The 26,931-nt window shown below is 65.0% G+C and carries 20 protein-coding genes; 16 read left to right on the top strand and 4 right to left on the bottom strand.

All coding sequences use genetic code 11. The annotated features are described in order from the left end of the window. Window position 1: 1 nt before the first annotated feature. From J2T47_RS13850 to J2T47_RS13910, 13 genes are all read left to right on the top strand, one after another. Complete coding sequence (locus J2T47_RS13850) at window positions 2-931, top strand: glycosyltransferase family 2 protein (protein WP_253447578.1); 930 nt, start codon at window positions 2-4, stop codon at window positions 929-931. A gap of 31 nt (window positions 932-962) precedes the next feature. Next, window positions 963-3,176: a polysaccharide biosynthesis tyrosine autokinase gene (locus tag J2T47_RS13855; protein ID WP_253447582.1), complete on the top strand. Its 2,214-nt coding sequence runs from the start codon at window positions 963-965 to the stop codon at window positions 3,174-3,176. Window positions 3,177-3,202: 26 nt separating this feature from the next. After that, window positions 3,203-3,952 carry a WbqC family protein gene (locus J2T47_RS13860; protein WP_253447586.1) on the top strand — a complete coding sequence of 250 codons (750 nt, stop codon included), beginning with the start codon at window positions 3,203-3,205 and terminating at the stop codon, window positions 3,950-3,952. Continuing rightward, on the top strand, window positions 3,949-4,476 hold the full coding sequence (gene rfaH, locus J2T47_RS13865) for a transcription/translation regulatory transformer protein RfaH (RefSeq protein ID WP_253447588.1): 528 nt from the start codon (window positions 3,949-3,951) through the stop codon (window positions 4,474-4,476). The genes J2T47_RS13860 and rfaH overlap by 4 nt, the downstream gene beginning before the upstream one ends. Window positions 4,477-4,520: 44 nt before the next feature. Continuing rightward, window positions 4,521-5,519: a glycosyltransferase gene (locus J2T47_RS13870; protein WP_253447591.1), complete on the top strand. Its 999-nt coding sequence runs from the start codon at window positions 4,521-4,523 to the stop codon at window positions 5,517-5,519. After that, window positions 5,516-6,748, top strand: a complete 1,233-nt coding sequence (locus J2T47_RS13875; RefSeq protein ID WP_253447594.1) for a glycosyltransferase family 4 protein — start codon at window positions 5,516-5,518, stop codon at window positions 6,746-6,748. Before J2T47_RS13870 ends, J2T47_RS13875 begins: the two co-directional genes overlap by 4 nt. Continuing rightward, window positions 6,717-9,332 carry a GH39 family glycosyl hydrolase gene (locus J2T47_RS13880; protein WP_253447597.1) on the top strand — a complete coding sequence of 872 codons (2,616 nt, stop codon included), beginning with the start codon at window positions 6,717-6,719 and terminating at the stop codon, window positions 9,330-9,332. The genes J2T47_RS13875 and J2T47_RS13880 overlap by 32 nt, the downstream gene beginning before the upstream one ends. Window positions 9,333-9,352: 20 nt before the next feature. Next, on the top strand, window positions 9,353-10,471 hold the full coding sequence (locus tag J2T47_RS13885; protein ID WP_253447600.1) for a glycosyltransferase family 4 protein: 1,119 nt from the start codon (window positions 9,353-9,355) through the stop codon (window positions 10,469-10,471). Then, window positions 10,468-11,343 carry a glucose-1-phosphate thymidylyltransferase RfbA gene (rfbA, locus tag J2T47_RS13890; protein WP_253447603.1) on the top strand — a complete coding sequence of 292 codons (876 nt, stop codon included), beginning with the start codon at window positions 10,468-10,470 and terminating at the stop codon, window positions 11,341-11,343. The genes J2T47_RS13885 and rfbA overlap by 4 nt, the downstream gene beginning before the upstream one ends. 102 nt (window positions 11,344-11,445) lie before the next feature. Next, window positions 11,446-12,846 (top strand): undecaprenyl-phosphate glucose phosphotransferase, encoded by a 1,401-nt coding sequence (locus J2T47_RS13895; protein ID WP_253447606.1) that lies wholly within the window; start codon window positions 11,446-11,448, stop codon window positions 12,844-12,846. A 31-nt stretch (window positions 12,847-12,877) separates the two neighbouring features. Further along, the gene (locus J2T47_RS13900; protein ID WP_253447609.1) at window positions 12,878-13,999 is read left to right on the top strand and encodes a polysaccharide biosynthesis/export family protein; all 1,122 of its coding nucleotides are present in this window, start codon (window positions 12,878-12,880) and stop codon (window positions 13,997-13,999) included. A gap of 845 nt (window positions 14,000-14,844) precedes the next feature. After that, window positions 14,845-16,203 (top strand): OprD family porin, encoded by a 1,359-nt coding sequence (locus tag J2T47_RS13905; protein ID WP_253447612.1) that lies wholly within the window; start codon window positions 14,845-14,847, stop codon window positions 16,201-16,203. A gap of 546 nt (window positions 16,204-16,749) precedes the next feature. Beyond that, window positions 16,750-18,126 carry an OprD family porin gene (locus tag J2T47_RS13910; protein WP_253447615.1) on the top strand — a complete coding sequence of 459 codons (1,377 nt, stop codon included), beginning with the start codon at window positions 16,750-16,752 and terminating at the stop codon, window positions 18,124-18,126. Window positions 18,127-18,306: 180 nt separating this feature from the next. Here the strand turns inward: J2T47_RS13910 and aguA are convergent, their stop codons facing one another. The 4 genes from aguA to J2T47_RS13930 all read right to left on the bottom strand — a co-directional run bounded on the left by aguA (window position 18,307) and on the right by J2T47_RS13930 (window position 23,075). Beyond that, window positions 18,307-19,416: an agmatine deiminase gene (aguA, locus tag J2T47_RS13915; protein WP_253447618.1), complete on the bottom strand. Its 1,110-nt coding sequence runs from the start codon at window positions 19,414-19,416 to the stop codon at window positions 18,307-18,309. A gap of 271 nt (window positions 19,417-19,687) precedes the next feature. Then, a complete protein-coding gene (locus tag J2T47_RS13920) occupies window positions 19,688-20,329 on the bottom strand; it encodes a TetR/AcrR family transcriptional regulator (protein WP_253447621.1) in 642 nt (213 codons plus the stop codon). 55 nt (window positions 20,330-20,384) lie between these two features. After that, window positions 20,385-21,446 (bottom strand): polyamine ABC transporter substrate-binding protein, encoded by a 1,062-nt coding sequence (locus J2T47_RS13925; RefSeq protein ID WP_253447624.1) that lies wholly within the window; start codon window positions 21,444-21,446, stop codon window positions 20,385-20,387. A gap of 249 nt (window positions 21,447-21,695) precedes the next feature. Next, entirely contained in the window at window positions 21,696-23,075 is a 1,380-nt protein-coding gene (locus tag J2T47_RS13930) for a glutamine synthetase family protein (RefSeq protein WP_024762139.1), read from the bottom strand. Window positions 23,076-23,353: 278 nt separating this feature from the next. Between J2T47_RS13930 and J2T47_RS13935 the strand changes: the two genes are divergently transcribed. From J2T47_RS13935 to J2T47_RS13945, 3 genes are all read left to right on the top strand, one after another. Continuing rightward, window positions 23,354-24,103: a gamma-glutamyl-gamma-aminobutyrate hydrolase family protein gene (locus J2T47_RS13935; protein ID WP_253447627.1), complete on the top strand. Its 750-nt coding sequence runs from the start codon at window positions 23,354-23,356 to the stop codon at window positions 24,101-24,103. A gap of 40 nt (window positions 24,104-24,143) precedes the next feature. Beyond that, complete coding sequence (locus J2T47_RS13940) at window positions 24,144-25,502, top strand: glutamine synthetase family protein (RefSeq protein WP_081515238.1); 1,359 nt, start codon at window positions 24,144-24,146, stop codon at window positions 25,500-25,502. Window positions 25,503-25,563: 61 nt separating this feature from the next. Beyond that, window positions 25,564-26,931 carry an aspartate aminotransferase family protein gene (locus J2T47_RS13945; RefSeq protein ID WP_045215532.1) on the top strand — a complete coding sequence of 456 codons (1,368 nt, stop codon included), beginning with the start codon at window positions 25,564-25,566 and terminating at the stop codon, window positions 26,929-26,931.

The raw sequence follows: 26,931 nt of genomic DNA on the forward strand, positions 1-26,931 counted from the left end.
CATGGATATCCGCTCCGAGCTGCAGATCCTCTCCAACTGGCCGGAAGACCCCAAGCCTCTGCTGAGCATCGTCTGCCTGGCCTACAACCAGGTGAACTACATCGGCCGCACCCTGGACAGCTTCCTCGAGCAGGTCACCGACTTCCGCTTTGAAGTGCTGGTCAACGACGATGCCTCCAACGACGGCACCAGCGAGCTGATCGCCGACTACGCGGCGCGCTACCCGCACATCATCAAGCCGATCTTCCACAAGGAAAACCAGTACTCCAAGGGCGTCTCCCACGGCCTGCCGGTGTTCAAGAAATGCCGCGGCCGCTACATCGCCTACTGCGAAGGCGACGACTACTGGACCGACCCGCGCAAGCTGCAGATCCAGGTCGACTTCCTGGAGCAGAACCCGGACTACGTGATCACCTACCACGACGCCTATACCTACAACGAAGACGGTGTGATCAAGCCCCGTCAGCTCACCGGCAAGTACCGCCGCGACGCCAGCCGCCTGGACCTGCAGAAGGCCCGGCCGATCTCCACCCTCACCACCTGCTTCCGCAATGTCCTCACCGAGATGCCCGAGGAGCTGCGCACCACGCGCATGGTCGACCTGTGCTGGTGGTCGCTGCTGGGCGCCTTCGGCAAGGGCCGTTTCATCGAGGAAATCCGCCCGGCGGCCTACCGCGTGCACCAGGGCGGGATCTTCTCCATGCAGGCCGACCGCGTGCAGCAGCAGATGACCCTGCACACCTACTACTGCCTGTCGCGCTACTACCAGCGCCTGGGCAATCAGGAGCTCAACGAGTACTTCCTGATGCAGGTCTGCCGGATGTCCATGGCTGCCGTTTCGCCCATGCGCAAGGTGCAGGCCTTCCTGCTGTTGATCGGCAACCACAGCGCCAACCTGCTCAAGCGGCTGAACCCGATTTCGGCGCGCTGAGCCGCGCCACCTCAATGGAGGATGGAAGTCCATGAGTGTCATGCCCCAATCACACCTGGAAACCCACCAGGACACGCGCATCGACGTCGCCGGCCTGCTGCGCCTGCTGTTCGATCACAAGAAAATGATCCTCGCCGTCACCGGCCTGTTCGCCGTGCTCGGTCTCTTCTATGCGGTGGTCGCGACGCCGATCTATGTCTCCGGCGCGATGATCCAGATCGAGCAGAAGAAGAATGGCCTCAACGGCACGCCGGAGGTGATCAACCGTCCCGACTCGGTGTCGATCGCCTCCACCGAGATCGAGCTGCTGAAATCCCGCGCGGTGCTCGGCAAGGCGGTCGAGCTGCTCAAGCTCGACATCGTCGCCAGACCCAAGCGCCTGCCGCTGGTCGGTGACTACCTGGCCCGGCGCTACCACCCGGAGGCCGGGCAGACTCTCGCCGCGCCCTTGCTGGGCATGGGCGCCTATGGCTGGGGCGGCGAGCAGATCAAGGTGTTCTCTCTCGATGTTCCGGAGGAATACCTGGGCGAGCCGCTGACCCTGGTCGCCGACGGTGGCGACGCCTATCACCTGCTCAACGCCGACGGCCAGCTGATCCTGCGTGGCGAGCTGAAGAAGCCGGTGCTGGAGAAGGGCTTCAGCATCGAGGTGGATGAGCTGGTGGCGCGGCCCGGCACCGAGTTCATCGTCGCCAAGAACCGTCTGCTGACCACCACTCTGAATTACCAGAAGCTGCTCAAGGTGGCCGAGGCGGGCAAGGACTCGGGGATCATCTACATGACCCTGGAGGACCCGGACCCGCTGCAGGCTGACCGTATCCTCGACAAGATCAGCCACCTCTACGTGCTGCAGAACGTCGAACGCAGCTCCGCCGAAGCGTCCCAGCGCCTGCAGTTCCTGCGCTCGCAGCTGCCGGTGGTACGCATGGATCTGGAGAAGGCCGAAGCTGCCTACAACGCCTACCAGACCACCGCCAAGTCTGCCGATATCAGCGTCGAGACCCGCGGCGTGCTGGACCAGGTGGTGGGCATCGACAACCAGCTCTCCGAGCTCAAGCTCAAGCGCGCCGAGTACGACCGCCTGTACACGCCGACCCACCCGCTGTACCAGGCCCTGCTCAAGCAGATGAGCAGCCTGGAGGACCGCAAGGCGCAACTGCAGAAACGCATCCAGACCCTGCCGGCCACCCAGCAGGAACTGCTGCGCCTGTCCCGTGACATGCAGGTCACCCGGCAGACCTACACCAGCCTGCTGAACAAGGCCCAGGAGCAGGACATCATCCGTGCCGGCACCATCGGCAACGTACGGGTGATCGACACCGCCCAGGCCAACGTCGAGCAACCGGCCAAGCCGATGCGCAAGGTCATCGTGCTGCTCGCCACCCTGCTCGGCTTCTGCGTCGCCCTCGGCATCCTGTTCCTGCGCCAGGCCTTCTACCGTGGCGTGGAGAACCCCGAGGCGATCGAACAACTGGGCCTCTCGGTACTCGCCGCGGTGCCGTATTCGCGGCAACAGGAGCGTCTGGAGAAGGAGCGCAAGAGCGACATCCTCGGCCACACGCCCAAGCTGCTGGCAGCGTCCACCCCCGGCGACCTGGCCAACGAGGCGATCCGCAGCCTGCGCACCAACCTGCATTTCGCCCTGCTCGAAGCGCGCAACAACGTGGTGATGCTCACCAGCCCGGCGCCGGGCGCCGGCAAGTCGTTCGTCTCCAGCAACCTCGCGGCCATCGTCGCGCAATCGGGGCTGCGCACCCTGCTGATCGACGCCGACATGCGCAAGGGCTACCTGCACCGGGTGTTCGGCCTGACCCCGCGCCACGGCCTGTCCGACGCGCTGAGTTCGCACCGTCCGCTGAGCGAAGTGATCCTGCCCACCGAGGTGCCGGAGCTGGACTTCATCTCCTGCGGTTTCGCCGCGCCCAACCCGTCCGAGCTGCTGATGCACGACAACTTCGCCCAGTTGCTGCGCGATGCCTCGTCGATGTACGACCTGGTGATAGTCGACACCCCGCCGGTGCTGGCGGTGACCGATGCCGCGCTGGTCGGTCGGCTGTGCGGTATCTGCCTGCTGGTGACCCGCTTCGGCCAGAGCCCGGCGAGCGAGATCGACACCGCGCAGCGGCGTCTGGGGCAGAGCGGCATCCACCTGCAGGGCGCGATCCTCAACGGGGTGAAGCGCAAGGCCTCGACGGCGGCTTACGACTACGGCGCCTACGCCTACCGCTACGACGCCAAGGACTGAGAACGGAATAGGGAAGGGATGCAGTCATGGTCCATATCGTCAGCCTCATGCAGCCGTACCTGTTCCCCTACCTGGGGTACTTCCAGCTGATCGCCGCCAGTGGTCTGTTCATCCTCGGCGACAGCCTGCAGTACACCCGGCGCGGCTGGATCAACCGCAACCGCCTGCTGGTCGGCGGAAAGGTCTGGCAGTTCAGCTTTCCGCTGGAACAGGGCTCGCAGACCCAGGCGATCAATGAACGACGGCTGAGCGAGGAGATGCAGCAGAACAACCGCCGCCTGCTGCACACCATTCGCCATGCCTACCACCGCGCGCCGTGCTACGAGCAGGTGATGCCGCTGCTGGAGGAAATCCTCGAGCACCCCGAGCGCAACCTGTCGCATTTCGCCGAGCACTCGATCCGCCGTATCTGCGACTACCTCGGTGTCGATACGCCGATGGTGCGTGCCTCGGAGCTGGAGCTGGCCGAGGACATCGGCCGTGACCAGCGCCTGATCGAGGCGGTGAAGCAGAGCGGCGGCGACATCTACCTCAACCCGGAGGGCGGCCGCCACCTGTACTCGCCCGAAGTGTTCCAGGCCCATGGCCTGGAGCTGCAGTTCCTGCGCATGGACGAGCTGAGCTACCCCCAGTTCAGCCCGGATTTCGTCCCCAGCCTGTCGATCATCGACGTGCTGATGTTCAACCCACCGGACGAGATGCAGCGGTTGCTAGGCCGCTACACCCTGGAGCGACCCGCTCCCTCGACCGATCTTCTCGGGGAGTACGAATCATGAATTCCGCTGTCAGCGTTGGCCTGCAAGCCGCGCAGTACCGCTGGTACCTGATCCAGACCAAACCGCACCAGGAACTGCGCGCCGAGGAGAACCTCGGCCGCCAGGGCTTCTCCTGCTACCGCCCGCTGGTCAAGCAGGGCAGCCGCCCGCAGCCGCTGTTCCCAGGCTATCTGTTCATCCGCCTCGATCAGCAGCACGACAACTGGTTCCCGATCCGCTCCACCCGTGGCGTGGCGCGCATCGTCAGCTTCGGCGCGCAGCCGCTGGCGGTGGCCGACGAGCTGGTGGAGGGCATCCGCCAGCGTCTGGCGGCGATGCCCGAGCGGCCCACCAGCAGCTTCCACGAAGGCCAGGTAGTGCGCCTGAAGTGCTCCGGCGAATGCGAAGTCGAGGCCATCTTCCTTTGTGACGACGGCACCGAACGCGCCCTGATCCTGCTCAACCTGCTGCAACGCGAACAACGCATCCGGGTCCCGCTCAGCCAGCTCTCGGCGCTGAGCGGCAACGACGGCTGGCGCGCCTGAGCAGGCCGGCGATCACAAGGGCAAGTGCAAGGAGGAGTGGCAAGATGAATGGATCGACCGTACTGGTGACGCTGACCTATGGCGATCGCCTGGAGTACCTGGAGGAGCTGCTGGCCCGCGCCTTCCGCGAGAAGGACATCACCCGCGCCATCGTCGTCAGCAACGCCTCCGTGGCGGAGCTCGATCAGCTGTTCATGCTCTGGCCCAACCGCGTGCAGGTCATCGAGCTGGACAGCAATACCGGCTCGGCCAATGGCTACGCCGTCGGCATCGAGGCGGCGCTGAAGACCGGCTGCGATTTCATCTGGCTGATGGATGACGACAACGCGCCGACGCCGGGCTCCTTCCCCCTGCTCAAGCAACGCCTGATCGACTGCGCACTGCGCCATGGCGCCGACAACACCGCCGTGCTCGGCTTCCGCCCGACCCACCAGGCCGACGTTGCCTCCGGCGTGCCGACCCGCTTCATCGCGCCGCCGCGTTCCAGCTACTTCGGCTTCCACGTCCGCCAGCTGCCCTACAAGCTCTGGCGCCGCACGCCCTGGGGCAGGCCGAAGCCGCGCCCGGCGCAGCCGCTGCTGGAGCTGCCGTTCGCCTATTACGGCGGCCTGCTCGGGCACGCCGACCTGTTCCGCCGCATCGGCCTGCCGCGCCGCGACCTGGTGCTCTACGCCGACGACACCGAGTACACCTTCCGCATCGGCGCCCTGGGCGGGCACCTCTACCTGGTGCCCGAGGCCGGCCTGGACGACCTGGAGCACTCCTGGAACATCAAGCAGCGCACCTCGAACATCTACGAGACCTACCTGCTCGGCAGCTCCGACCTGCGCGCCTACTATGCCGCGCGCAACCAGGCCTGGTTCGACAAGAACCTGTGGGTCACCTCGCCGCTGATGTACCGCTTCAACCGCTGGCTGTTCATCCGCCTGCTGCACTTCTTCGCCCGCCGTCACCAGCGCGAGAGCCGCCTGGCGTTGCTGCTGCAGGCGATCCGTGACGGCGAGGCCGGCGCGCTCGGCATGAACCGGGCCTACCCGCTATGAGACTGCTGCTGCTCAACACCCTCTACGCCCCGCACATCGGCGGCGGGACGGAAGTCATGCTGCAGCACATGGCCGAAGGTCTGCGCCGGCGTGGCCACGATGTACAGGTGCTGTGCACCGGACCGGACGCGGGCCTGCAGCGCGAGACGCTGAACGGTGTGGCGATACTGCGCGCCGGCCTGCGCAATCTCTACTGGCCCTTCGACGAACAGAATCACGGCACGCTGCAGCGCCTCGCCTGGCACGGGCTGGACCGCTACAACCGCAGCATGCGCAATGTGCTGGCGAAGGTGCTGGCAGAGGTCGAACCGGACGTGGTGGTCTGCCACAACCTGTCGGGCTGGTCGATCTCCGCCTGGGATGCGATCCGCGACGCCGGCCTGCCGCTGGTCCAGATACTTCACGACCAGTACCTGACCTGCCCGCGCGGCGTGCGCTTCCACAAGGGCCGGCACTGCGAGCAGCAGTGCACGTCCTGTGCGCTGCTGCGGCGCTCCCATGCATCGGCATCGAGCGAAGTCGATGCGGTGGTCGGCGTCAGCCGCTACCAGCTCAATGCGCTGCTCGATGCCGGGTACTTCGCCGGCAGCCAGAGCCATGTGGTCTACAACGGCTCGCCGATGGCGGAGGTGCCCGTCGCGCCGCCGGCTAACGGGCGTCGCCCGCTGCGCTTCGGCTTCATCGGCGCGCTGACCCCGAACAAGGGCGTGGAGTGGCTGATCGAGCAGTTCCAGGCGCGCGGCGAGGAGGCCTCGCTGCTGATTGCCGGACGGGGCGAGAGCAGCTACGTGAACCAGCTGAAGTCCCTCGCCGATCCCCAGCGCGTGCACTTCGTCGGCTACCGCAAGGCGGCCGAGTTCTTCAGTGAGATCGATGTTGCCGTAGTACCCAGCCTGTCACCGGAGTCCTTCGGCCTGGTGGCGCTGGAAGCCTGCGCCCACCACCTGCCGGTGATCGCCTCGCGCATGGGCGGCCTGACGGAGATCGTCCTGGACGAAATCAACGGCCTGCTCTGCTCGCCCGCCCGCAGCGACTCGCTGGGCGACGCCATCGAGCGCCTGGTGCGCGACCCGGCGCTGCGCCAGCGCCTGGCCTCGCGCGCCCGTGAGGTCGTGGCACCGATGCTCAGCCTGGAGCGGATGCTCGACGAATACGAAGCCATCCTGCGCCACACCCTGCTTACCCGCGGAGTCCAGCATGGAACTGCAATCCCCGTATCCACGCTTTGAGGTCGACCGGCGTGTGACCTTCGACCGCTCCTTGCTGGCGCTCGGGGTGCTGGTGGCCTTGCTGCTGGTGGAGACCTTCAACGGCGCGCTGCGCTTCTACACCGATCAGGCCGGCCTGTCGGCCATCGTCTACCTGCCCAAGGTGGCCTGCATCGTCGCGGTGGGTTGGGAGCTGTTCACCCGTCCGCAGCAGCGCGGCCTGTGGCTGCTGCTGATCCTCGCGGCGGCTTCGCTGCTGCTCGGCCGGCTGCACGGCGCCGAGTTCAAGAGCGGCTTCTTCGCCGTGTTCATCTACGCGCCGCTGCTGTTCGGCCTGCTCTGCGGCCCGTACCTGGAAATGCACCGCAAGGCGGTGGGCTGGATCATCGCCTTCTGCCTGCTCGCGTCGTTTGCCGGCATCGCTTTGGACATGCTGATCAACGTGCCGTGGAAGGGCTACAGCTACTCCATGGGCGGCGTCGAGATCAGCGGCAACCGCTCTTGGAGTGCCTACGGTCTGGACCGCATCGCCGGCTTCTCGCGGATGTCCTCGAGCCTGGCGATGATGCTGGCGGTGTTCAGCCTTTACCTGGGCTCGTTCCGCCTGTCATTGCCGGTGCGCGGGCTGATCTACCTGGTGGCGCTGGTGGGCATAGTGCTGACCACCAACAAATCCTCCGCCGGCGCGTTCGTCTTCGCGCTGCTGGTGATGAGCTTCAGCCGCCAGCGCCTGCTGTTCCTGCTGGCCGCGCTGCTGGTGGTGCTCGGCGCGCTGCTGTTGCCGCTGTACGGCCTGTACGCGCAGGTCGACCCGTACCTGGCCAGTGCCACCGGCGATAACCTGATGGGTTCGATGGTGGATCGCCTGGTCAACACCTGGCCGAACCTGATCAAGGTGATGGACTACAACGGCTGGATCTACACCGGCGCCGGGCTGGGCATGACCGGCAGCGCCTACGCGGCCTTCCCGATCTTCGGCGTCGAGCAGCTGGCGGTGGCGGACAATTCGCTGCTCTACCTCTGGTGCCTGTTCGGCGTCGCCGGCCTCGCCCTGTACCTGCTGGCAGTGCCGATGCTGATGCGCCTGCAACGCCAGCCCGGCCGCGAAGCCCGCGCGCTGCTCGGCATCGCCTACTGCATTCTGCTCATTGCCTGGACCAGCGACGTGCTCGAGTCGCCGATTCCCAGCCTGTTCCTCGGCCTGGCCATCGGCCGCGCCCTGCGCCTGCCGGGCGAGACCGCGCCGCAGCCGGCGCCGCGCACCCTGCGCCTGCAGGGCGGCATGCTCAGCCTGCTGGCCTGCGTGCTGCTGATCGGCGGGCTGCTGCAGTCGCCCTCCAGCATGGCCAAGGAAGCGCCCGTGGAAAACCTCGGCCCGGCGGAGTTCATCGTCGGCGCCAGCACCCACCAGAACATCCGCGCAGGCAACCGCGACGGCATCAATCGCCTGGCCCGCGAGGCCGGCATCCTGTCATTCCGCGACGACGCCTACTGGTCCAGCGTCGAGCGCGAGCCGGGCAAGCTGTCCATCGATGCCGCCTGGCGCGCGCAGCTGCGCAGCACCCGCAGCCTGGGGATAGACACGCTGCTGATCCTGGGCAACGAGAACCAGTTCTACGGCAACGCCAAGCCGCGCGACGACGCCTCCCGCGAGGGCTACCTGCGTTACGTGCGCTACGTGGTGCGCAGCTTCAAGGGGCAGGTCGCCTACTACGAAGTGTGGAACGAGTGGGACTCGGAAAACGCCACCGACAAGGACTTCAGCGACGACTACCTGACCCTGGTACGCGCGGCCGCCAAGGTGATCCGCGAGGAAGACCCGCAGGCCAGGATCCTTGCCGGGGCCGTCACCCTCAAGGGCATTCGCCAGGGCTTTGCCGAGCGCATCGCCGGTGGCGGCGTGCTCGACGTTGTCGACGGTATCTCGCTGCATCCGTCGGTGTATTGCGAGCGCGAGATGTCCACCCCCGAGGCGTGGCTGAACTGGTTCCAGGGCGTCAACCAGAAGCTGGAAAACGCCGCCGGCAAACCGGTCCCGCTGTACTTCACCGAGTTCAGCTGGCCCGCCCACGAAGGCGATTGCGGTATCAGCCGCGAGCGCCAGGCCGCCTACCTGGCCCGCGCCTACGTGCTGGTCCGCAGCCTGCCGAACGTGAAGGGGGCCTGGTGGTACGACCTGGTGGACGATGGCATCGACCGCACGGACATGGAGCACAACTTCGGCCTGCTCACCGCCAGCGGCCAGCCCAAGCCGGCCTACCACGCGATGGCCAGCATCGCCGACATCATCGGCCGCTACCGCTTCGTCGGTCGCGTGCCGAACGAGGACCCGAACGTCTACCTGCTGCGCTTCGCCAAGGCCAGCGAGGAAATCCTGGTGGCCTGGACCCTGGGCCACGAGCAGACCCTGAACATCACCAGCAAGCCCGGCAGCAGCGACACCCTCTGGCGCCTGGACGCCGTCGAGGGGATCGCCCGCCGCGAGGGCCGGCCGCTGCCCTGGCAATGCCCCGCAGGCGGCGGCGACTGCCAGGCCAGCATCCGCATCGACGAGTCGCCCACCCTGGTGCGCAGCGCGTCGGCCCCGCAACTGTCGTTGCGCTGACTCCATCGCGGAGAACACCCATGATCGTGATCAACGCGCGTTTTCTCACCCAGCAAGTGAGTGGTGTGCAGCGCTTCGCCGAGCAGATTTCGCTGTCGCTGGCGCGGTTGCGCAGCGACCTGCACTTCGTCGCGCCGCCCGGTGAAATCCTCCGCCCGGAAATCGCCAGCCAGCTCCGTGTCGAACAGATCGGCCAGCGCAGCGGGCACCTCTGGGAGCAGATCGACCTGCCGCTGTGGCTGGCCCGTCACGGCCGGCCGCTGCTGGTCTCGTTGTGCAGCACGGCGCCGCTGGCTTATTCGAAGCAGGTCGTCACGCACCACGACATCACCTACGTACGCCATCCGGAAAGCTTCTCCTGGAAGTTCCGGGCGCTGTACCGCCTGATGATTCCGCTGATGCTGCGTCGCTCGCTGGCGCAGGTCACGGTCAGCGAGTTCTCCCGCGGGGAGATCGCCTCGCACTACGGCATCGATCCCAAGGGCATCCATGTGATCGCCAATGCGGTGTCCGCCGAGTTCTGCACCGGCCTCGAGCCGACACTGCTCGAGCGTCCCTATGTACTGGCGGTGTCCTCGCCGGCGTCGCACAAGAACTTCTCCCGGCTGATCGAAGCGTTCCGTCTGCTCGGCGAGCTGGACGTGGAGTTGCGCATTGTCGGCGCCGCCAACCGCAGCTTCGTCGATGCGCAACTGCAGCAGAGCGGGCAGGGCGACCGGGTGCGCTGGCTGGGCCGGCTGGACGACGACCAGTTGATCGAGCAGTACCGCAACGCCGCCGTCTTCGCCTTCCCGTCGCTGTATGAAGGCTTTGGCATCCCGCCGCTGGAAGCGCAGGCCTGCGGCTGCCCGGTGGCGGCCGCCAGCAGTGCCTCGATTCCTGAAGTGCTGGGCAACTCGGTGCTGTACTTCGACCCCCTCGATCCGCCCGGCATTGCTGCGGCCCTGCGCCGCGTGCTGCTCGACCACAAGCTGCGCGCCGACCTGCGCCGCCTGGGACAGGAGAACGTCCTGCGCTACTCCTGGGACATCTCCGCCCTGCGGCTCTCCAGCCTGATCGACACCTTTCTGACCGAGCGCTCGGACTATCCGGCGCGCTTCGACGCCGAACAGATTGCCAAGCAAGGAGGCAGATCATGAAGGGCATCATCCTCGCCGGCGGCTCCGGCACGCGCCTGCATCCGATCACCCTGGGCGTGTCCAAGCAGCTGCTGCCGATCTACGACAAGCCGATGGTGTACTACCCGCTGTCGGTGCTGATGCTGGCCGGCATCGACGACATCCTGCTGATCTGCACGCCCACTGACCTGCCGAACTTCCGCGCCCTGCTGGGCGACGGCGAGCAGTTCGGGGTGCGCCTGCAATACGCCGTGCAAGCCTCGCCGGATGGCCTGGCGCAGGCCTTCCTGATCGGTGCGCAATTCATCGGCGACGACCCGGTGTGCCTGGTGCTGGGAGACAACATCTTCTACGGCCAGGGCTTCACCGAAACCCTGCGCGAAGCTGCAGCGCGGACCCGGGGCGCCACGGTGTTCGGCTACCAGGTGGCGGACCCGGGGCGCTTCGGCGTGGTCGAGTTCGACGACGCAGGCCGGGTGCTTTCCATCGAGGAAAAACCCCGCGTGCCGCGTTCGAACTATGCCGTCACCGGTCTGTATTTCTACGACAACCGCGTGGTGGAAATGGCCCGCCAGATCCGCCCCTCGGCCCGTGGCGAGCTGGAAATCACCGACATCAACAACCTCTACCTGGAGCTGGGCGAACTGCACGTCAGCCTGCTCGGTCGCGGGTTCGCCTGGCTGGACACCGGCACCCACGAGTCGCTGATGGAGGCCGGGCATTTCGTGCAGACCATCGAGGAACGCCAGGGACTGAAAGTCGCCTGCCTGGAGGAAATCGCCTTCCAGCAGGGCTGGCTCAGCGAGACGACGCTGGCGCTGCAGGCCGAGCGCCTGAGCAAGACCGGCTATGGCCGCTACCTGCAGCAACTGCTGCTGGACAAGCGACAGTGAACCCGCACCCGGCGAGCCCGTGGAGGGCTGGCCGGCACTGCGCCCGATAACGGACTGCGTTGCAGCGGCGCCAGGAGCGACGCCGGCAGTCGTGAGGTCATCATGCCCAACAAGACGAAAGGAATCCTGCGCGCACACCAGTCGCTGATCTCGCTGGCACATCGGCTGAGCGACATCCTGGTGATCGTGCTCACCGGGGTGGTCCTGCTCAGCGCCGGCAACGGCGTGCTGGACGCACAGATCTGGGTCTCGGTGCTGCTCTGCGTGATGCTGTTCCACTGGCTCGGCGAGCTGAACCAGTTGTACGGCTCCTGGCGCGGCGAATCGCTGCTGCGCGAATCGCTGAGCGTCACCCTGTACTGGTCGCTGGCGTTCTTCGCCGTGCTGCTGCTGGACATCTCGCTGCGCCACGTGGAGCTGGAAGAGCCCCGGCGCCTGGGGTGGTTCGCCGCGGCCCTGCTGATCATGGGCGGCTACCGCCTGGCCATCCGCATGCTGCTGCGCGTCGCCCGTCGCCACGGCTTCAACAGCCGCAACGTGGCCATCTACGGCACCGGCGAAGTAGGCGCGCGACTGGCCGAGACGATCCTCGCCGCGCCCTGGATGGGCCTGCGCCTGGTCGGCTTCTACGACGACCGCCCGCAGCAGATGGAGCTGGGCGAACGGGTACCGGTGAAAGGCGATCGCCTGGCGCTGATCGAGGCGGCCCGCTCGGGGCAGATCGACAAGGTCTACCTGACCCTGCCGCTGTCCCGCGAGCCACTGCTCAACGAGCTGATCCGCGAGCTCTCCGACACCACAGTATCGGTCTACCTGATCCCCGACCTGTTCATGTTCGACCTGCTGCACGCGCGCAGCGAGAGCATCAACGGGCTGGCCACCATCAGTATCTTCGACACGCCCATGGACGGCCCCAACGCCGTGCTCAAGCGCATCGAGGACGTGGTGCTGGCCTCGTTGATCCTGCTGCTGATAGCCGTGCCCATGCTGTTCATCGCGGTGGCCGTGAAGCTCACCTCGCGCGGCCCGGTGCTCTTCCGCCAGACCCGCTACGGCATGGATGGCCGGCCGATCCGCGTCTGGAAATTCCGCAGCATGACGGTCATGGAGGACGGTGCCGCCGTCACCCAGGCCTCGCGCAACGATTGCCGCATCACCCCGCTGGGCGCCTTCCTGCGGCGCACCTCGCTGGATGAATTGCCACAGTTCTTCAACGTCTTGCTCGGCGACATGTCCGTGGTCGGCCCACGCCCCCACGCCGTGGCGCACAACGAGCAATACCGGCGTCAGGTCAGCCGTTACATGCTGCGTCACAAGGTCAAGCCGGGCATTACCGGCTGGGCCCAGGTGAACGGCTGGCGTGGCGAAACCGACACCCTGGAGAAGATGCAGAAACGCATCGAGTTCGATCTGGACTACATCGAGAACTGGTCCGTCTGGTGGGACCTGAAGATCGTCTTGCTGACCCTGTTCAAGGGTTTCGTACACCGCAATGCCTATTGAGTCTCCACACAAGCTTCAAGGAAGGATTGCCATGAAAAACCTGCTCGCTTTCAGCTTTGTAGTCGGCAGTCTGGCGCTACAAGGCTGCGTGTTCTCCCCCGGTCAGCACATGACGGATTCCGATATCCAGCAAGAGGCCAGGAAAGAGGGGATGAACATCACCCTCGTGCCCATCACGCCCCAGGTGCTGCAACGCCAGGAGGCCGACTTCGCCGCCAAGCCCGGTGTCCCCGCCGAGCTGCTGAACTACCGTCCGCCGCAGTCGGACTACGTGATCGGCGGCGGCGACGTGCTGCTGGTCACCGTCTGGGACCACCCGGAGCTGACCAGCCCCGGCTCGACCCAGCAGATGGAAGCCAACGGCCGCGTGGTCGGTGCTGACGGCAACATCTTCTTCCCCTATGCCGGCGTGGTACGTGCCGAAGGGCAAACCCCGGCGCAGCTGCGTTCGAGCCTGGCCCGGCGGCTGGGGAACAAGGGCATCGTCGATCCGCAGGTGGACGTCACCGTGTTGCGCTATGCCAGCCAGCACGTGGTGCTTTCCGGGGCCTTCCAGAATGGCGGGCAGGTCGAGTTGAACAACACCCCGACCACCCTGGTGCAGGCAGTCAGCAAGGCCGGCGTGATCACCGGCGAAGCGGACCTGTCCGGTCTGGTGCTCAAGCGTGATGGCCGCGAGTACGTGCTAGACGTCGACGCGCTGAACCGTTCCGGTTCGACCCTGAGCGGTATCTACCTGAAGACCGGCGACCAGATCCATCTGCCCTACAACGACCGCAAGAAGGTCTACGTGGTGGGTGAGGTGGAACGTCCGCAGGTAGTCACCTACCGCACCACCGGCCTGTCCCTGCTCGAAGTGCTCGGCAATGCCGGCGGCCTGGCCCCGGAAACCTCCGACGGCGACTCGGTCTATGTCATTCGTGGCAACCCGCAACCGGTCGCCGGCACCGCGCCGGGCACCTTCCAGGCCCAGGTCTTCCACCTGGAAGCCAAGCGCCCGACCGCCTATGCCCTGGCCAAGGAGTTCGCCATGCAGCCGCAGGACGTGGTGTTCATCGGCCCGGCCAACATCACCCGCTGGAACCGCTTCATCAGCCAGCTGCTGCCGTCGGCCAACATCATCAGCACCAGCGCCGCCGTCGGCGGCAACTGATCGCACCCCGCACTCTCCGGCAATGCCTGCGACGTTGGGGACTTTTCCCACCGTCGCAGGTGGATCGCGGGAATCGACTCCGCACCGGGTGGTGGCCATCATCGCCGCCATCGGGTGCAGGGACGCACCACTCCTAGGCGGACTCCACCCCGCCGCTCTCCTTTGGGACCTTCCCCTAGCACAGGGTCCCGAACCCGCCCGCGTTGCAGCGCTGGCGGGTTTTTTTTGCCCGACGTCAGGCCGTTCGGACCAAGTCCTTACGCCGCTTCCGATTGATCAGCCATTTCATACGAACTGGGAACCTCCTCAGGGAGGTAGCGCCGGTCATTCGGCGCGCCACCATATATTCCAAAAAGAAATTACATAGTAATAATTAATTCTTTTTTGATTTATAGAGCTTCTTTTATCTTGGCCCCCAGCGTTGCCGTGACAGCGAAAGGGATGGCGGTTATCCGCCAGGCTGGAGGGGGTTCGTGGCGGTTTTCCGCTGATTTTTCTGAAGGGATTTGCTTGCAGATTGTTCTGAGTGTCGGAAATGGCTGGCATGTCAGGCAGGTAAGGCCGGTTGGCCTGGGGATTGCCTAGCCACAGACGCATGCCGCGCGCATTGCCACAACAACAAGACACGAGATCCGATCCATGCCATTCCATTCTTCTGCTGCCCTCCCGCCTGCCTGCCCGCGCTCGAACCCCGTATAGGGGAGCGCCGTACACCGCCGAATGACCGCATGCCGAGCGTGCCTGACACGCCGTGGCCGCTGCCTGCCGTTCGGTCGGGCTCCGCTGGAGCCAGTGGTCGCCTTGAATGGCCTGCTTTCCAAGATCAATAAAATGGGGAAATTCCAATGAAACGCCGCACTCTCACGCCATCGGGCCTCGCGCTCGCCATCGCTGCCGCAGGCCTCGCCCAATCCGCCGTCGCTGGCGGGTTCATCGAAGACAGCAAGGCCAACCTGACCCTGCGCAACTTCTACATCAACAGCGACAACCGCAACGGCACCGCCGAGCCGAGCAAGCAGGAAGAGTGGGGCCAGGGCTTCCTGCTCAACTACACCTCCGGCTTCACCGAAGGCACCGTGGGCTTCGGCGTCGACGCCCTGGGCCTGCTGGGCGTGCGCCTGGACAGCGGCAAGGGCACACATTACAACCCGACCAGCTCGAGTTTTTCCGGTACTGTCTTCCCCACCGATGGTGACGGTCGCGCGGTGGACGATTTCTCCCACCTGGGCGCCACCGGCAAGGTGAAGGTTTCCAGCACCGTGCTGCAGTACGGCACCCTGTTGCCCAAGCTGCCGGTCGTGACCTACAACGACGGTCGCCTGCTGCCGCAGACCTTCGAGGGTGGCCAGGTCACTTCGAACGAGTTCAAGGACCTGACCCTGCTCGGCGGTCAGCTGGAACACATGAAGGGCCGCAGCTCCAGCAACAACGAGGGGCTGTCCATCGCCGGTGCCAACAACGCGCGCACCGGCGAGTTCGTCAACAAGTTCTACTACGGCGGCGCCGACTACAAGCTGACCAAGGACCTGACGCTGCAGTACTACTACGGCAACCTGCAGGACTTCTACAAACAGCACTTCCTCGGCCTGCAGCACAACTGGGCGATCGGCCCGGGCGTGCTCAAGAGCGACCTGCGTTACTTCCACAGCAGCGATGACGGCAAGAACGGGCACGACAAGAACTTCTACACCAGCGGTTACTACGGCAACGGCGTGACCAAGGGCGAAGTCGACAACCGCGCCTGGAGCGGCCTGTTCACCTACACCGTCAGCGGCCACAGCTTCGGCGCCGGCTACCAGCAGCTCAGCGGTGACAGCGACTTCCCGTTCATCAACAACGGCGACGGTGCCACTGCCTACCTGATCACCGACGTGCAGATCGGCAAGTTCCTGCGTGCCGGCGAGCGCACCTGGCAGGTCCGTTACGGCTACGACTTCGCCCAGGCAGGCCTGCCGGGCCTGACCTTCCAGACCCTGTACCTGCACGGCGACAACATCGACACCAAGTACGGCGACAAGAGCGAGTGGGAGCGTGATATCTCCCTGGCCTACGTGATCCCGGATGGCACCTTCAAGGGCCTGGGTTTCACCTGGAAGAACGCTGCGCTGCGCAGCGGCCTGCCGACCACCGGCTCGGGCACCGCGACCCAGCGTGACCAGGACGAGAACCGCCTGATCGTCAGCTACACCATCCCGCTGCTGTAATCTCTCCGGGCTGGTGCAGAGCCGCCGTCCTCGCCAGAGGCGGCGGCTTTTTTCATGGCGCGCGAGTACGCAGCCAGCGCGCCATTTCGGACGAAATTTCCTGCTATCACTCGGCGTTCTTCCTGCCGCAATCGGAGACTTCCCATTCACGTCCGACGTGGCTCGTGGGTGTCTGAAAATCCAGGCGTGAACCTGGTCAAAGTTTGCGCAACAGGTCCCCGGGCTGGGAGTTCTCCGACGCGCGCTGGCCTGTCTTGCTCCTATCGTGACGCCGGTCGCGCGGACCGGCGGGAGAGGCATCGAGCAGGCCTTCCGGTGACGAGTGACAAAGCGAGTGTCATTCGGGAGGCGCCTCGGTGAGCGAGCGCTCCCGGCCAGCCATGGAAGGAAAAAGGCGGCGCAGATCGACCATCAATGTTTCCTTCGCTTTGATCGCCGTTCATTGCCCTCCCCACTCCGTCGTGATCAACACTGTCGTCATCCAGCCCGGGCGCCCTGTGCCGCAGGCCCGATGACGTACTCACGAACATGTCATGGGGAATCGTCATGCATTACCGCACACTCAAACGCTCGAGCCTGGCCGTGGCTATCGCTACCGTCGGTCTGGCCCAATCGGCCGTCGCCGATGGTTTCATCGAAGACAGCAAGGCCAGCCTCGGCCTGCGCAACTTCTACATCAATCAGGACAACCGCAACGGCTCCGCCGCGCCGAGCAAGCAGGAAGAGTGGGGGCAGGGCTTCATGCTCAACTATGCCTCCGGCTTTACCCAGGGGACGGTGGGGCTCGGTGTGGATGCGCTGGGCCTGCTGGGCGTCAAGCTCGATAGCGGCAAGGGCAAGCATTACAACCCGGACAGCAGCAACCTGGGCGGCATCGCGTTTCCCACCGACAGCCACGGCCGCGCGGTGGACGACTTCGCCAGCCTGGGGTTGACCGGCAAGGCCAAGGTCTCGGAGACCGAACTGCGCTACGGCACGCTGCAGCCCAAGCTGCCGGTGGTGACCTACAACGATGGTCGCCTGCTGCCGCAGACCTTCAGCGGTGGGCAGGTCACGTCCAACGAGTTCAAGGACCTGACCTTCGTCGTCGGCCAGCTGGAGCACATGAAGGGGCGTAACTCGAGCAACTCCGACCAGGGCCTGTCGATTGCCGGGGCCAACGCCGGCGGCAAGTCGCAGTACGCCCAGTACACCAACAAGTTCTACTACGGCGGCGCCGACTACCGGATCAACGAGGACACCACGCTCCAGTACTACTACGGCAATCTGAAGGACTTCTACAAGCAGCACTTCCTCGGTCTGCAGCATAACTGGGACTTGGGTGTGGGCACATTGAAGAGCGACCTGCGCTACTTCCACAGCAGCAGTGACGGCCAGAACGGCAGCCATGATCCGTTCTATGCCACCACCGGTTACTACGGCAACGGCGTGACCCGCGGCGAGGTGGACAACCGGGCGTTCAGCGGCCTGTTCACCTATAGCCTGCAGGGCCACAGCTTTGGCATCGGCCACCAGAGCCTCAGCGGCGACAGCGACTTCCCGTTCATCAACGACGGCGATGGTGCTTCGTCCTACCTGATCACCGACGTGCAGATCGGCAAGTTCCAGCACGCCGGCGAGCGGACCTGGCTGGCACGCTACGGCTATGACTTCGCCGCACTGGGCGTGCCGGGCCTGAACTTCCAGACGGTCTACCTGCGTGGCGACAACATCGACACCGCCTACGGCAAGCAGACCGAGTGGGAGCGCGATATCAGCCTGGGCTACACCATCCAGGACGGCGCGCTGAAGAACCTGGGCTTTGCCTGGAAGAACGCGTCGCTGCGCAGTGGCTTGCCGGCAGCCAGCACGCCGGGCTCCGCCAGCCAGCGCGACCAGGACGAGAACCGCCTGATCGTCAGCTACAGCGTGCCCTTGCTGTAACGCTGCCACTTCTGCAGGAGCGGGCCATGCCCGCGATCCGTGAGCAGGGCTCACGGCGTTCGGGCATCCGGGGGCGCGGACTTTGTCCGCGGTCACGGGCGTGGCCTGTTCCTACAGGTTTCGGGTAATGAAAAAGGCCGTCGCTCCGCTGGGAGCGACGGCCTTTTTGTCTTCAGCGGATCAGCGCTTCTGCGGCGCCGGCTGCTGCTGGGTGATGCAGTGGATGTTGCCGCCGCCCAGGAGGATCTCGCGCCCCGGGACCATGACGATCTCATGCTCGGGGAAGATGCGCTTGAGGGTCGCTTCGGCCTCGGCGTCCGCCGGGTCATCGAAGCGCGGGGCGATGATGCCGCCGTTGACGATCAGGAAGTTGACGTAGGAGCCGGCCAGGCGGATCGACGGATCGCGCGGCTGGGTGCCGATCACCAGGTCGATGCCCTCGCACTCGGCTTCGGTCGCGTGGATCGGGCCGGGGATGATGATCTTGTGCACGGTCAGCTGGCGACCCTTGGCGTCGCGGGCGGTTTCCAGCACGCGCATGGCGGCCTGGCAGCGCTCGTAGTTCGGGTCGTTCTGATCGTCGGTCCAGGCCAGCAGCACTTCGCCCGGGCGCACGTAGCAGCAGAAGTTGTCGACGTGGCCGTCGGTCTCATCGTTGAACAGGCCGTCCGGCAGCCAGATCACGGTATCGATGGCCAGGTGCTCGCGCAGCACGGCCTCGATTTCTTCGCGGCTCATGTGCGGGTTGCGGTTGTGGTTGAGCAGGCATTCCTCGGTGGTGATCAGGGTGCCTTCGCCGTCCACGTGGATGGAGCCGCCTTCGAGCACGAAGCCTTCGGTGCGGTAGCCGTCGGTGCGCTCGATGCCGAGGATCTTGCTCGCCACCTGGTCGTCGCGCTGCCACGGGAAGTACAGGCCGCCTTCCAGGCCGCCCCAGGCGTTGAAGGTCCAGTCCACGCCGCGCACGTCGCCCTTGTCGTTGATCACGAAGGTCGGGCCGGTGTCACGCACCCAGGCGTCGTCGTTGCTGATTTCCACCACGCGGATGTTGGCCGCGTCCGCCAGCTGGGCGCGGGCGTTCTCATACTGGCCGGCGGAAACGCCGATGGTCACCGGCTCGAAGCGGGCAATGGCGCGGGCCACGGCGCTGAAGGCAGCCTGCGCGGGCTTGCCGCCCAGGCGCCAGTTGTCCGGACGCTCGGGCCAGACCATCCAGGTCTGGGTCTGGGGTTCCCATTCCGCCGGCATGCGGAAGCCATCGGCGCGGGGAGTGCTGGTCAGCGTGGTCATGGGGCGGTCCTTGGTGTGTGCTTCGTGGAGGGGGAGGCGGATAGCCATCGAGGGGTATCGCTGCGCTCCAGCCATCCTACGGAGTGGGTTGTGTCATTCGGGAGGTCGTCGCCGTCGAGCGTTGCAGGAGGGCCAGTATAGGTCGCCTGTCTTCTCATCGCGTCGGAGTGCTCCCAGCTGGGAGAATTTATATCCGATAAAAATCGGTTTATGAAGGGCGGGATTGAAATATTTAGCCCATTCGTCCGGATATTTATCGGATAAAAATCGATTAACTGAGAGGGGCGGGGCGCTTCGGCAGGCAGGGCGGAAGGTACAGCGACAGGTAGGCGTCGATCACCCGCATGCCTTCTTCGGCCAAGCGCCCGGTGATCTGCCCGTGGCGCTGCACGGAGAGGGCGTAGACGCGGTCGCCCAGCTCGATGGCGAGGCTGAAGACTTCGATGTCCTGCGGCAGCGGCGGCAGTTCGAAGTGGCGTTCGAACAGCTCGCGCATGGCTCGGCCGAGTTGCACGTCGTGCTGGCTGTCGGCCTGGGTGACTTCGGCGAGGCCGTGGCTGGCGAGGATCAGCTGGCGCGCGGCGGCGTCCACGGCGTACACCGCCAGGGTGCGCTGCTCGACCAGCCGTGCGAGGTCGCGCCAGTCGCGCAGGGCGGCGTGGTCGACCGGTTGTTCCAGGCAGGCGCGGAAGGCGGCGTGGACGTCGCTGGTCAGCCCCTGCAGCAGGGCCGGCACGCTGGGAAAGAAGTGGTAGACGGAGGAGGGCGGGATCTCCGCACGCTCGGCCACCGCGTAGATCGACAGGCCCGCCGCGCCACTCTCGGCCAGCAGCGCGCGGGCGGCCTCGAGGATCACGGCGATGCGTGCCTGGCTGCTGGCGCGGGGCTTGCGAGTGGGCGAGGGGGTGGGCATGACGACCTCCGGAGCTGGGCGGCTATTGGACGCCAGCTCCGGGGTGCTCGGCAAGTCAGCTGCCGCCGGCGCGCAGTTTCTCCCAGACTTCGGTGATGACCGGGGCGGTCTTCTCCGGCGCGGTTTCCAGGGCGAACAGGCGACGCTTGGTCTCCTGGTCCGGGTAGAGGCCCGGCTGGTCACGCAGGGCGGCGTCGAGGAACTGTGCGGAGTCCTTGTTGCCGTTGGGATAGAGGGTAGCGGCGGTGATCTGCGCGGCGACCTTGGGCTGCATCAGGTAGTCGATGAACTTCAGCGCCAGGTCCGGGTGCTCGGCGGCCGTGGGGATCACCAGGTTGTCGATGAACAGCACCGAGCCTTCCTGCGGCACCACGAAACGCACCGGCTGGCCGGCGTTGGCCGCGCCCAGGGCATCGCCGACCCAGGCCATGGCGACGCACAGCTTGCCGGCGTTGAGATCCTGGATGTAGCGCTCGCTGTCGATGTAGCGCAGGTTCGGGCGCAGCTCGGCCAGCACCTCGCCGGCGCGGCGGATCTGCGACGGGGCGCTGCGGGCGAAGTTGCGCCCCTGGTAGTTCATCAGCACCGAGAAGGCTTCGTCGGGTGCGTCCAGCAGGCTCATGCCGCAGGCCTTCAGGCGCTGGCTCTGCTGCGGGTCGAACATGACGCTCCAGCTTTCGGGCAGCTTGCCGCCGTAGGCCTTCTCCGCTTCGGGTTCGTTGATCGCCAGGCCCACGGCGCCCCACAGGTAGGGCACGGCGTGCTGGTTGTTGGGGTCGACGGCGGCCAGCTTGCTCAGCAGCTGGGTGTCGAGGTGGCTGCGGTTGGGCAGCTTGCTGAAGTCCAGCGCCTGGATGCGCTTGTCGCGGATCAGCGCCGGCAGGTCGTTGTGCGAGGGCACCGCGACGTCGAATTTCTCGCCGCTCTCCAGGGCCTTCTTGACCTCTTCGGCGGTGCTGTAGGTCGTGTACTCGACCCGGATGCCGGTGTCCTTCTCGAAGTCCTTGAGCACTTCGGGGGCGATGTAGTCGTTCCAGTTGTAGACGCGGATGACCTGGTCGGCCCAGGCGGACAGCGGGCACAACAGCATCAGAATCAAGGCGTACAGGCGTGGCATTGGCGATCTCCCTGAATGAACCACGTAATCAGCGGATGCGGCATTCATTCGCCGCTCGATAGCGCGACAGCAAAGACACGACAGACGCGATGGACGCCCGGGCGGGCGGATGGAGACATCGCGAGCAGGAAGGAACGACGGATGTGGCTCGCCTCAGCGCCCCTCCTCGCTGTTGCGGTATCGCAGTTCCCCGGGTGTGCCAGAGGCACAAGGAAACGCCGGCACGAGGGCCGGCGTTTCGTTTACCACTTATACGGTGTGCAAGTACCAGTTGTACTCGAGGTCGGAGATCGAATATTCGAACTCCTGCATCTCATGCTCCTTGCACGCGACGAAGATGTCGATGTACTCGGGGCTGATGTACTTGTTCATCACGTCGCTGTCGTCCAGCTCGCGCAATGCATCGCGCAGGTTGTTCGGCAGGCTCTGTTCCAGCTGTTCGTAGGCGTTGCCTTCGATCGGCGCGCCCGGCTCGACCTTGTTGGTCAGGCCGTGGTGGACGCCGGCCAGTACTGCCGAGAGCAGCAGGTACGGGTTGGCGTCGGCGCCGGCGACGCGGTGCTCCAGGCGCACCGCTTCCGGCGCTCCAGTCGGCACACGCAGGGCAACGGTACGGTTGTCCAGGCCCCAGCTCGGTGCGTTCGGCACGAAGAACGCCGAACCGAAACGGCGGTACGAGTTGACGTTCGGGCAGAGGAACGCCATCGACGCTGGCAGGGTCTCGAGCACACCGCCGATCGCGTGGCGCAACGCGGCGTTCTGCTCGGGATCCTCGCTGGTGAAGATATTCTTGCCGTCCTTGTCGAGCAGCGAGACGTGCACGTGCAGACCGTTGCCAGCCTGACCCGGGTAGGGCTTGGCCATGAAGGTCGAGTCCATCTCGTGGTCGTAGGCGACGTTCTTGATCAGGCGCTTGAGCAGGACGGCGTAGTCGCAGGCCTTCAGGGCGTCGTCAACGTGGTGCATGTTGACTTCGAACTGGGCCGGGGCGCTTTCCTTGACGATGGCGTCGGCCGGAATGCCCTGGGCGCGGGCGCCGTCGATGATGTCCTGCAGGCAGTCGGCGTACTCGTCGAGGTCGTCGATGGAGTAGACCTGGACCGATTGCGGACGCTTGCCGGAGATCGGCGAGCGCGGCGGCTGCGGACGGCCGTTCACGTTCTCCTGGTCGATCAGGTAGAACTCCAGCTCGAAGGCCGCGACGATGGTCAGGCCGATGTCGGTGAACTTCTGCACTACTTGACGCAGCACTTCACGCGGGTCGGCGAAGAACGGCGTGCGCTCTTCCATCTCGTGCATGGTCATCAGCAGCTGCGCGGTCGGGCGCTTCTGCCAGGGTTCCATGGAGAGGGTGTTGGGGATTGGGAAACAGACGCGATCCGCGTCGCCAATGTCCAGGCCGAGGCCGGTGCTTTCTACGGTGGAGCCGGTAATGTCGAGAGCGAAGAGAGAGGCGGGGAGATTGATGCCCTTCTCATAGACTTTGGGCAGGTTGGTGCGTTCGATGCGCTTGCCGCGGACCACACCATTCATGTCTGCAATAAGGAGGTCGACGAATTGGACCTCGGGGTGTTCCTTCAGGAACTCACTCGCTTCTTCGAGCGACACGGCACTCTGGGGTACCGACATGATGTAACACCTTTATTGTTAAAAATTTCAATCATTCGAAAGCTGAGGTGTGAGTCAATCCGAATTGGCAAGGGTTGTCAATGTCGCACCAAAGTGGGGCGCATCGGTCGTGATGGGCCGTTTTTGGGGCGTTTCGAGCCGCTTTTGATGAGCGGAGAGCCTTGGCCGGCGGGCTGTTCAGTGGGGCGTGTTTGATTTTTTACATGGCTATTGTGTAAAAAAATGAACAAGGCTAAGCTCGGCCTCAAGCCCATAACACTTACAAACACGGGTGTCCCATGTCTCGCCTGCCGTTAATCGGCGTGTCCGCCTGCCTCAAGCAGATCGGTTCCAAACCCTACCATGTTGCTGGCGACAAATACCTCAGAGCGCTGATCTCCGGGGCCTCGGGCATTCCTTTGATCATTCCCTCCCTGGGCGATGCCATCGACCAGGAAGACATGTTGGCCGCGTTCGACGGCCTGCTCTTCACAGGCTCGGCGTCGAACGTCGAACCCCATCATTATAGTGGCTCCGCCAGCATTGCAGGCACCCCTCATGATCCCGAGCGCGACAGTACGACGCTACCGCTGATCCGCCGCGCCGTCGCGGCCGGGATTCCGGTGCTGGGCATCTGCCGTGGCTTCCAGGAAATGAATGTCGCCTTCGGCGGTTCGCTGCACCAGAAGGTGCACGAAGTCGAAGGCCTGATGGACCACCGCGAACCCGCCGGTGAGCCGATCGAAATCCAATATGGTCTGCGGCACGTCGTCGATGTGCAGCCGGGCGGCGTTTTCGCCGGTATCGGGCTACCCTCGCAGTTCCAGGTCAACTCTATTCACGGCCAGGGCGTTGATCGTCTGGCGCCCGGCCTTCGTGTAGAAGCTCTGGCGCCTGACGGGTTGGTTGAAGCCTTCTCCGTCGAAGGTGCGGCCTTTGCCGTCGGGGTGCAGTGGCATCCGGAATGGCAGGTCGAAACGAACCCCAACTATCTCGCTATCTTCCAGGCATTCGGCAAAGCCTGCGGCAAGAGGGCGGGGAACCGCTGAGTCCGGCGTTGGGGCCGGGCTCTCAAACCCTGAGGTCTTTATGACTAGCAAGTTAGACCAGCTGAGCGGCTGGTTGAAAGAACGCAAGATCACCGAAGTGGAATGCATGATCGCCGACCTGACCGGGATTGCCCGGGGCAAGATCGCGCCGACCGCGAAATTCCTCAACGAGAAGGGCATGCGCCTGCCGGAGAGTGTTCTCCTGCAGACCGTGACCGGTGATTACGTCGAAGACGACATCTATTACGATCTGCTGGACCCGGCCGACATCGATATGGTCTGCCGCCCGGACGAGAATGCCGTGTTCCTCGTCCCCTGGGCCATCGAGCCGACTGCGATGGTCATCCACGACACCTACGACAAGCTGGGCAACCCCATCGAGCTGTCGCCGCGCAACGTGCTCAAGCGCGTCCTCCAGCTTTACGCCGACAAGGGCTGGAAGCCGATCGTGGCGCCGGAGATGGAGTTCTACCTGACCAAGCGCAGCGACGACCCCGACTACCCGCTGCAGGCTCCGATCGGCCGTTCCGGTCGCCAGGAAACCGGTCGCCAGTCCTTCTCCATCGACGCGGCGAACGAATTCGACCCGCTGTTCGAGGACATGTACGACTGGTGTGAACTGCAGGGCCTGGATCTGGACACCCTGATCCATGAAGAAGGCACCGCGCAGATGGAGATCAACTTCCGTCACGGCGATGCCCTGGACCTGGCCGACCAGATCGTGGTGTTCAAGCGCACCATGCGTGAGGCCGCCCTCAAGCACAACGTCGCCGCCACCTTCATGGCCAAGCCGATGACCGGCGAGCCGGGCAGTGCCATGCACCTGCACCAGAGCATCGTCGACCTCAAGACCGGCAAGAACATCTTCTCCAACGCCGACGGCAGCATGAGCGAGCTGTTCCTGCACCACATCGGTGGCCTGCAGAAGCTGATCCCCGAGGCGCTGCCGCTGTTCGCCCCGAACGTCAACTCGTTCCGCCGCTTCCTGCCCGACACCTCGGCGCCGGTGAACGTGGAGTGGGGCGAAGAGAACCGCACCGTGGGCCTGCGCGTGCCGGATTCCACCCCGGACAACCGCCGCGTGGAGAACCGCCTGGCCGGTGCCGACGCCAACCCGTACCTGGCGCTGGCGGCCAGCCTGCTGTGCGGCTACATCGGCATGGTCGAAGGCCTCAAACCCAGTGCCCAGGTCAAAGGCCGTGGCTACGAACGGCGTAACCTGCGCCTGCCGCTGACCATCGAAGCCGCCCTGGAATGCATGGAAGGCAGCAAGACCCTGGAGAAATACCTGGGTGACAAGTTCATTCGGGGCTACGTCGCGGTGAAGCGCGCCGAGCACGAGAACTTCAAGCGAGTAATCAGTTCCTGGGAGCGCGAGTTCCTCCTGCTTTCTGTCTGATCGGCGTGGGGTCCGGCGCGTGGCCGGGCCCCGTGTTTCTTAGAAAAGAGGTTTTACCAAGATGACTAACCAGACCAGCGCCAACACCCAACACTGGCAGGCGCTCAGCCGTGATCACCACCTGGCTCCGTTCACCGACTACAAGCAGCTGAACGAGAAGGGTGCACGCATCATCACCAAGGCCGAAGGCGTGTACCTGTGGGACAGCGAGGGCAACAAGATCCTCGACGGCATGGCTGGCCTGTGGTGCGTGAACGTCGGCTACGGTCGCAAGGAACTGGCCGAAGTCGCCTACAAGCAGATGCAGGAACTGCCCTACTACAACCTGTTCTTCCAGACCGCCCACCCGCCGGTGCTGGAACTGTCCAAGGCCATCGCCGACATCGCCCCCGAAGGCATGAACCACGTGTTCTTCACCGGCTCCGGCTCGGAGTCCAATGACACCGTGCTGCGCATGGTCCGCCACTACTGGACCATCAAGGGCCAGCCGCAGAAGAAGGTGGTCATCGGCCGCTGGAACGGCTACCACGGCTCCACCGTCGCCGGCGTCAGCCTGGGCGGCATGAAGGCGCTGCACGAGCAGGGTGACCTGCCGATCCCCGGCATCGAACACATCGCCCAGCCCTACTGGTTCGGCGAAGGCGGCGACATGGACCCGGAAGAGTTCGGCGTCTGGGCTGCCGAGCAGCTGGAGAAGAAGATTCTCGAGGTTGGCGAAGACAAGGTCGCCGCCTTCATCGCCGAGCCCCTGCAGGGCGCGGGCGGCGTGATCATTCCGCCGAAGACCTACTGGCCGAAGATCCGCGAGATCCTCGCCAAGTACGACATCCTGTTCATCGCCGACGAAGTCATCTGCGGCTTCGGCCGTACCGGCGAATGGTTCGGCAGCCAGTACTTCGGCAACGCCCCGGACCTGATGCCGATCGCCAAGGGCCTGACCTCCGGCTACATCCCCATGGGCGGCGTGATCGTTCGCGACGAGATCGTCCATACCCTGAATGAGGGTGGGGAGTTCTACCACGGCTTCACTTACTCTGGTCACCCGGTAGCCGCTGCGGTGGCGCTGGAGAACATCCGCATCCTGCGCGAAGAGAAGATCGTCGAGCGCGTGAAGAACGAAACGGCACCGTATTTGCAGCAGCGCTGGCAAGAGCTGGCCGACCATCCCCTGGTAGGCGAAGCCCGCGGGGTAGGCCTGGTGGCAGCACTGGAGCTGGTGAAGAACAAGAAGACCCGCGAGCGCTTCGAAGGCAAGGGTGTCGGGATGCTGTGCCGCGAGCACTGCTTCCGCAACGGTCTGATCATGCGCGCGGTGGGAGACACTATGATTATCTCGCCGCCGCTGGTGATCGAGAAATCGCAGATCGATGACCTGATCACCCTGGCGCGCAAGTGCCTCGATCAAACCGCCGCAGCCGTTCTGTCTTGA

This window comes from Pseudomonas nitroreducens, assembly GCF_024170165.1.
GTDB lineage: Bacteria > Pseudomonadota > Gammaproteobacteria > Pseudomonadales > Pseudomonadaceae > Pseudomonas > Pseudomonas nitroreducens_C.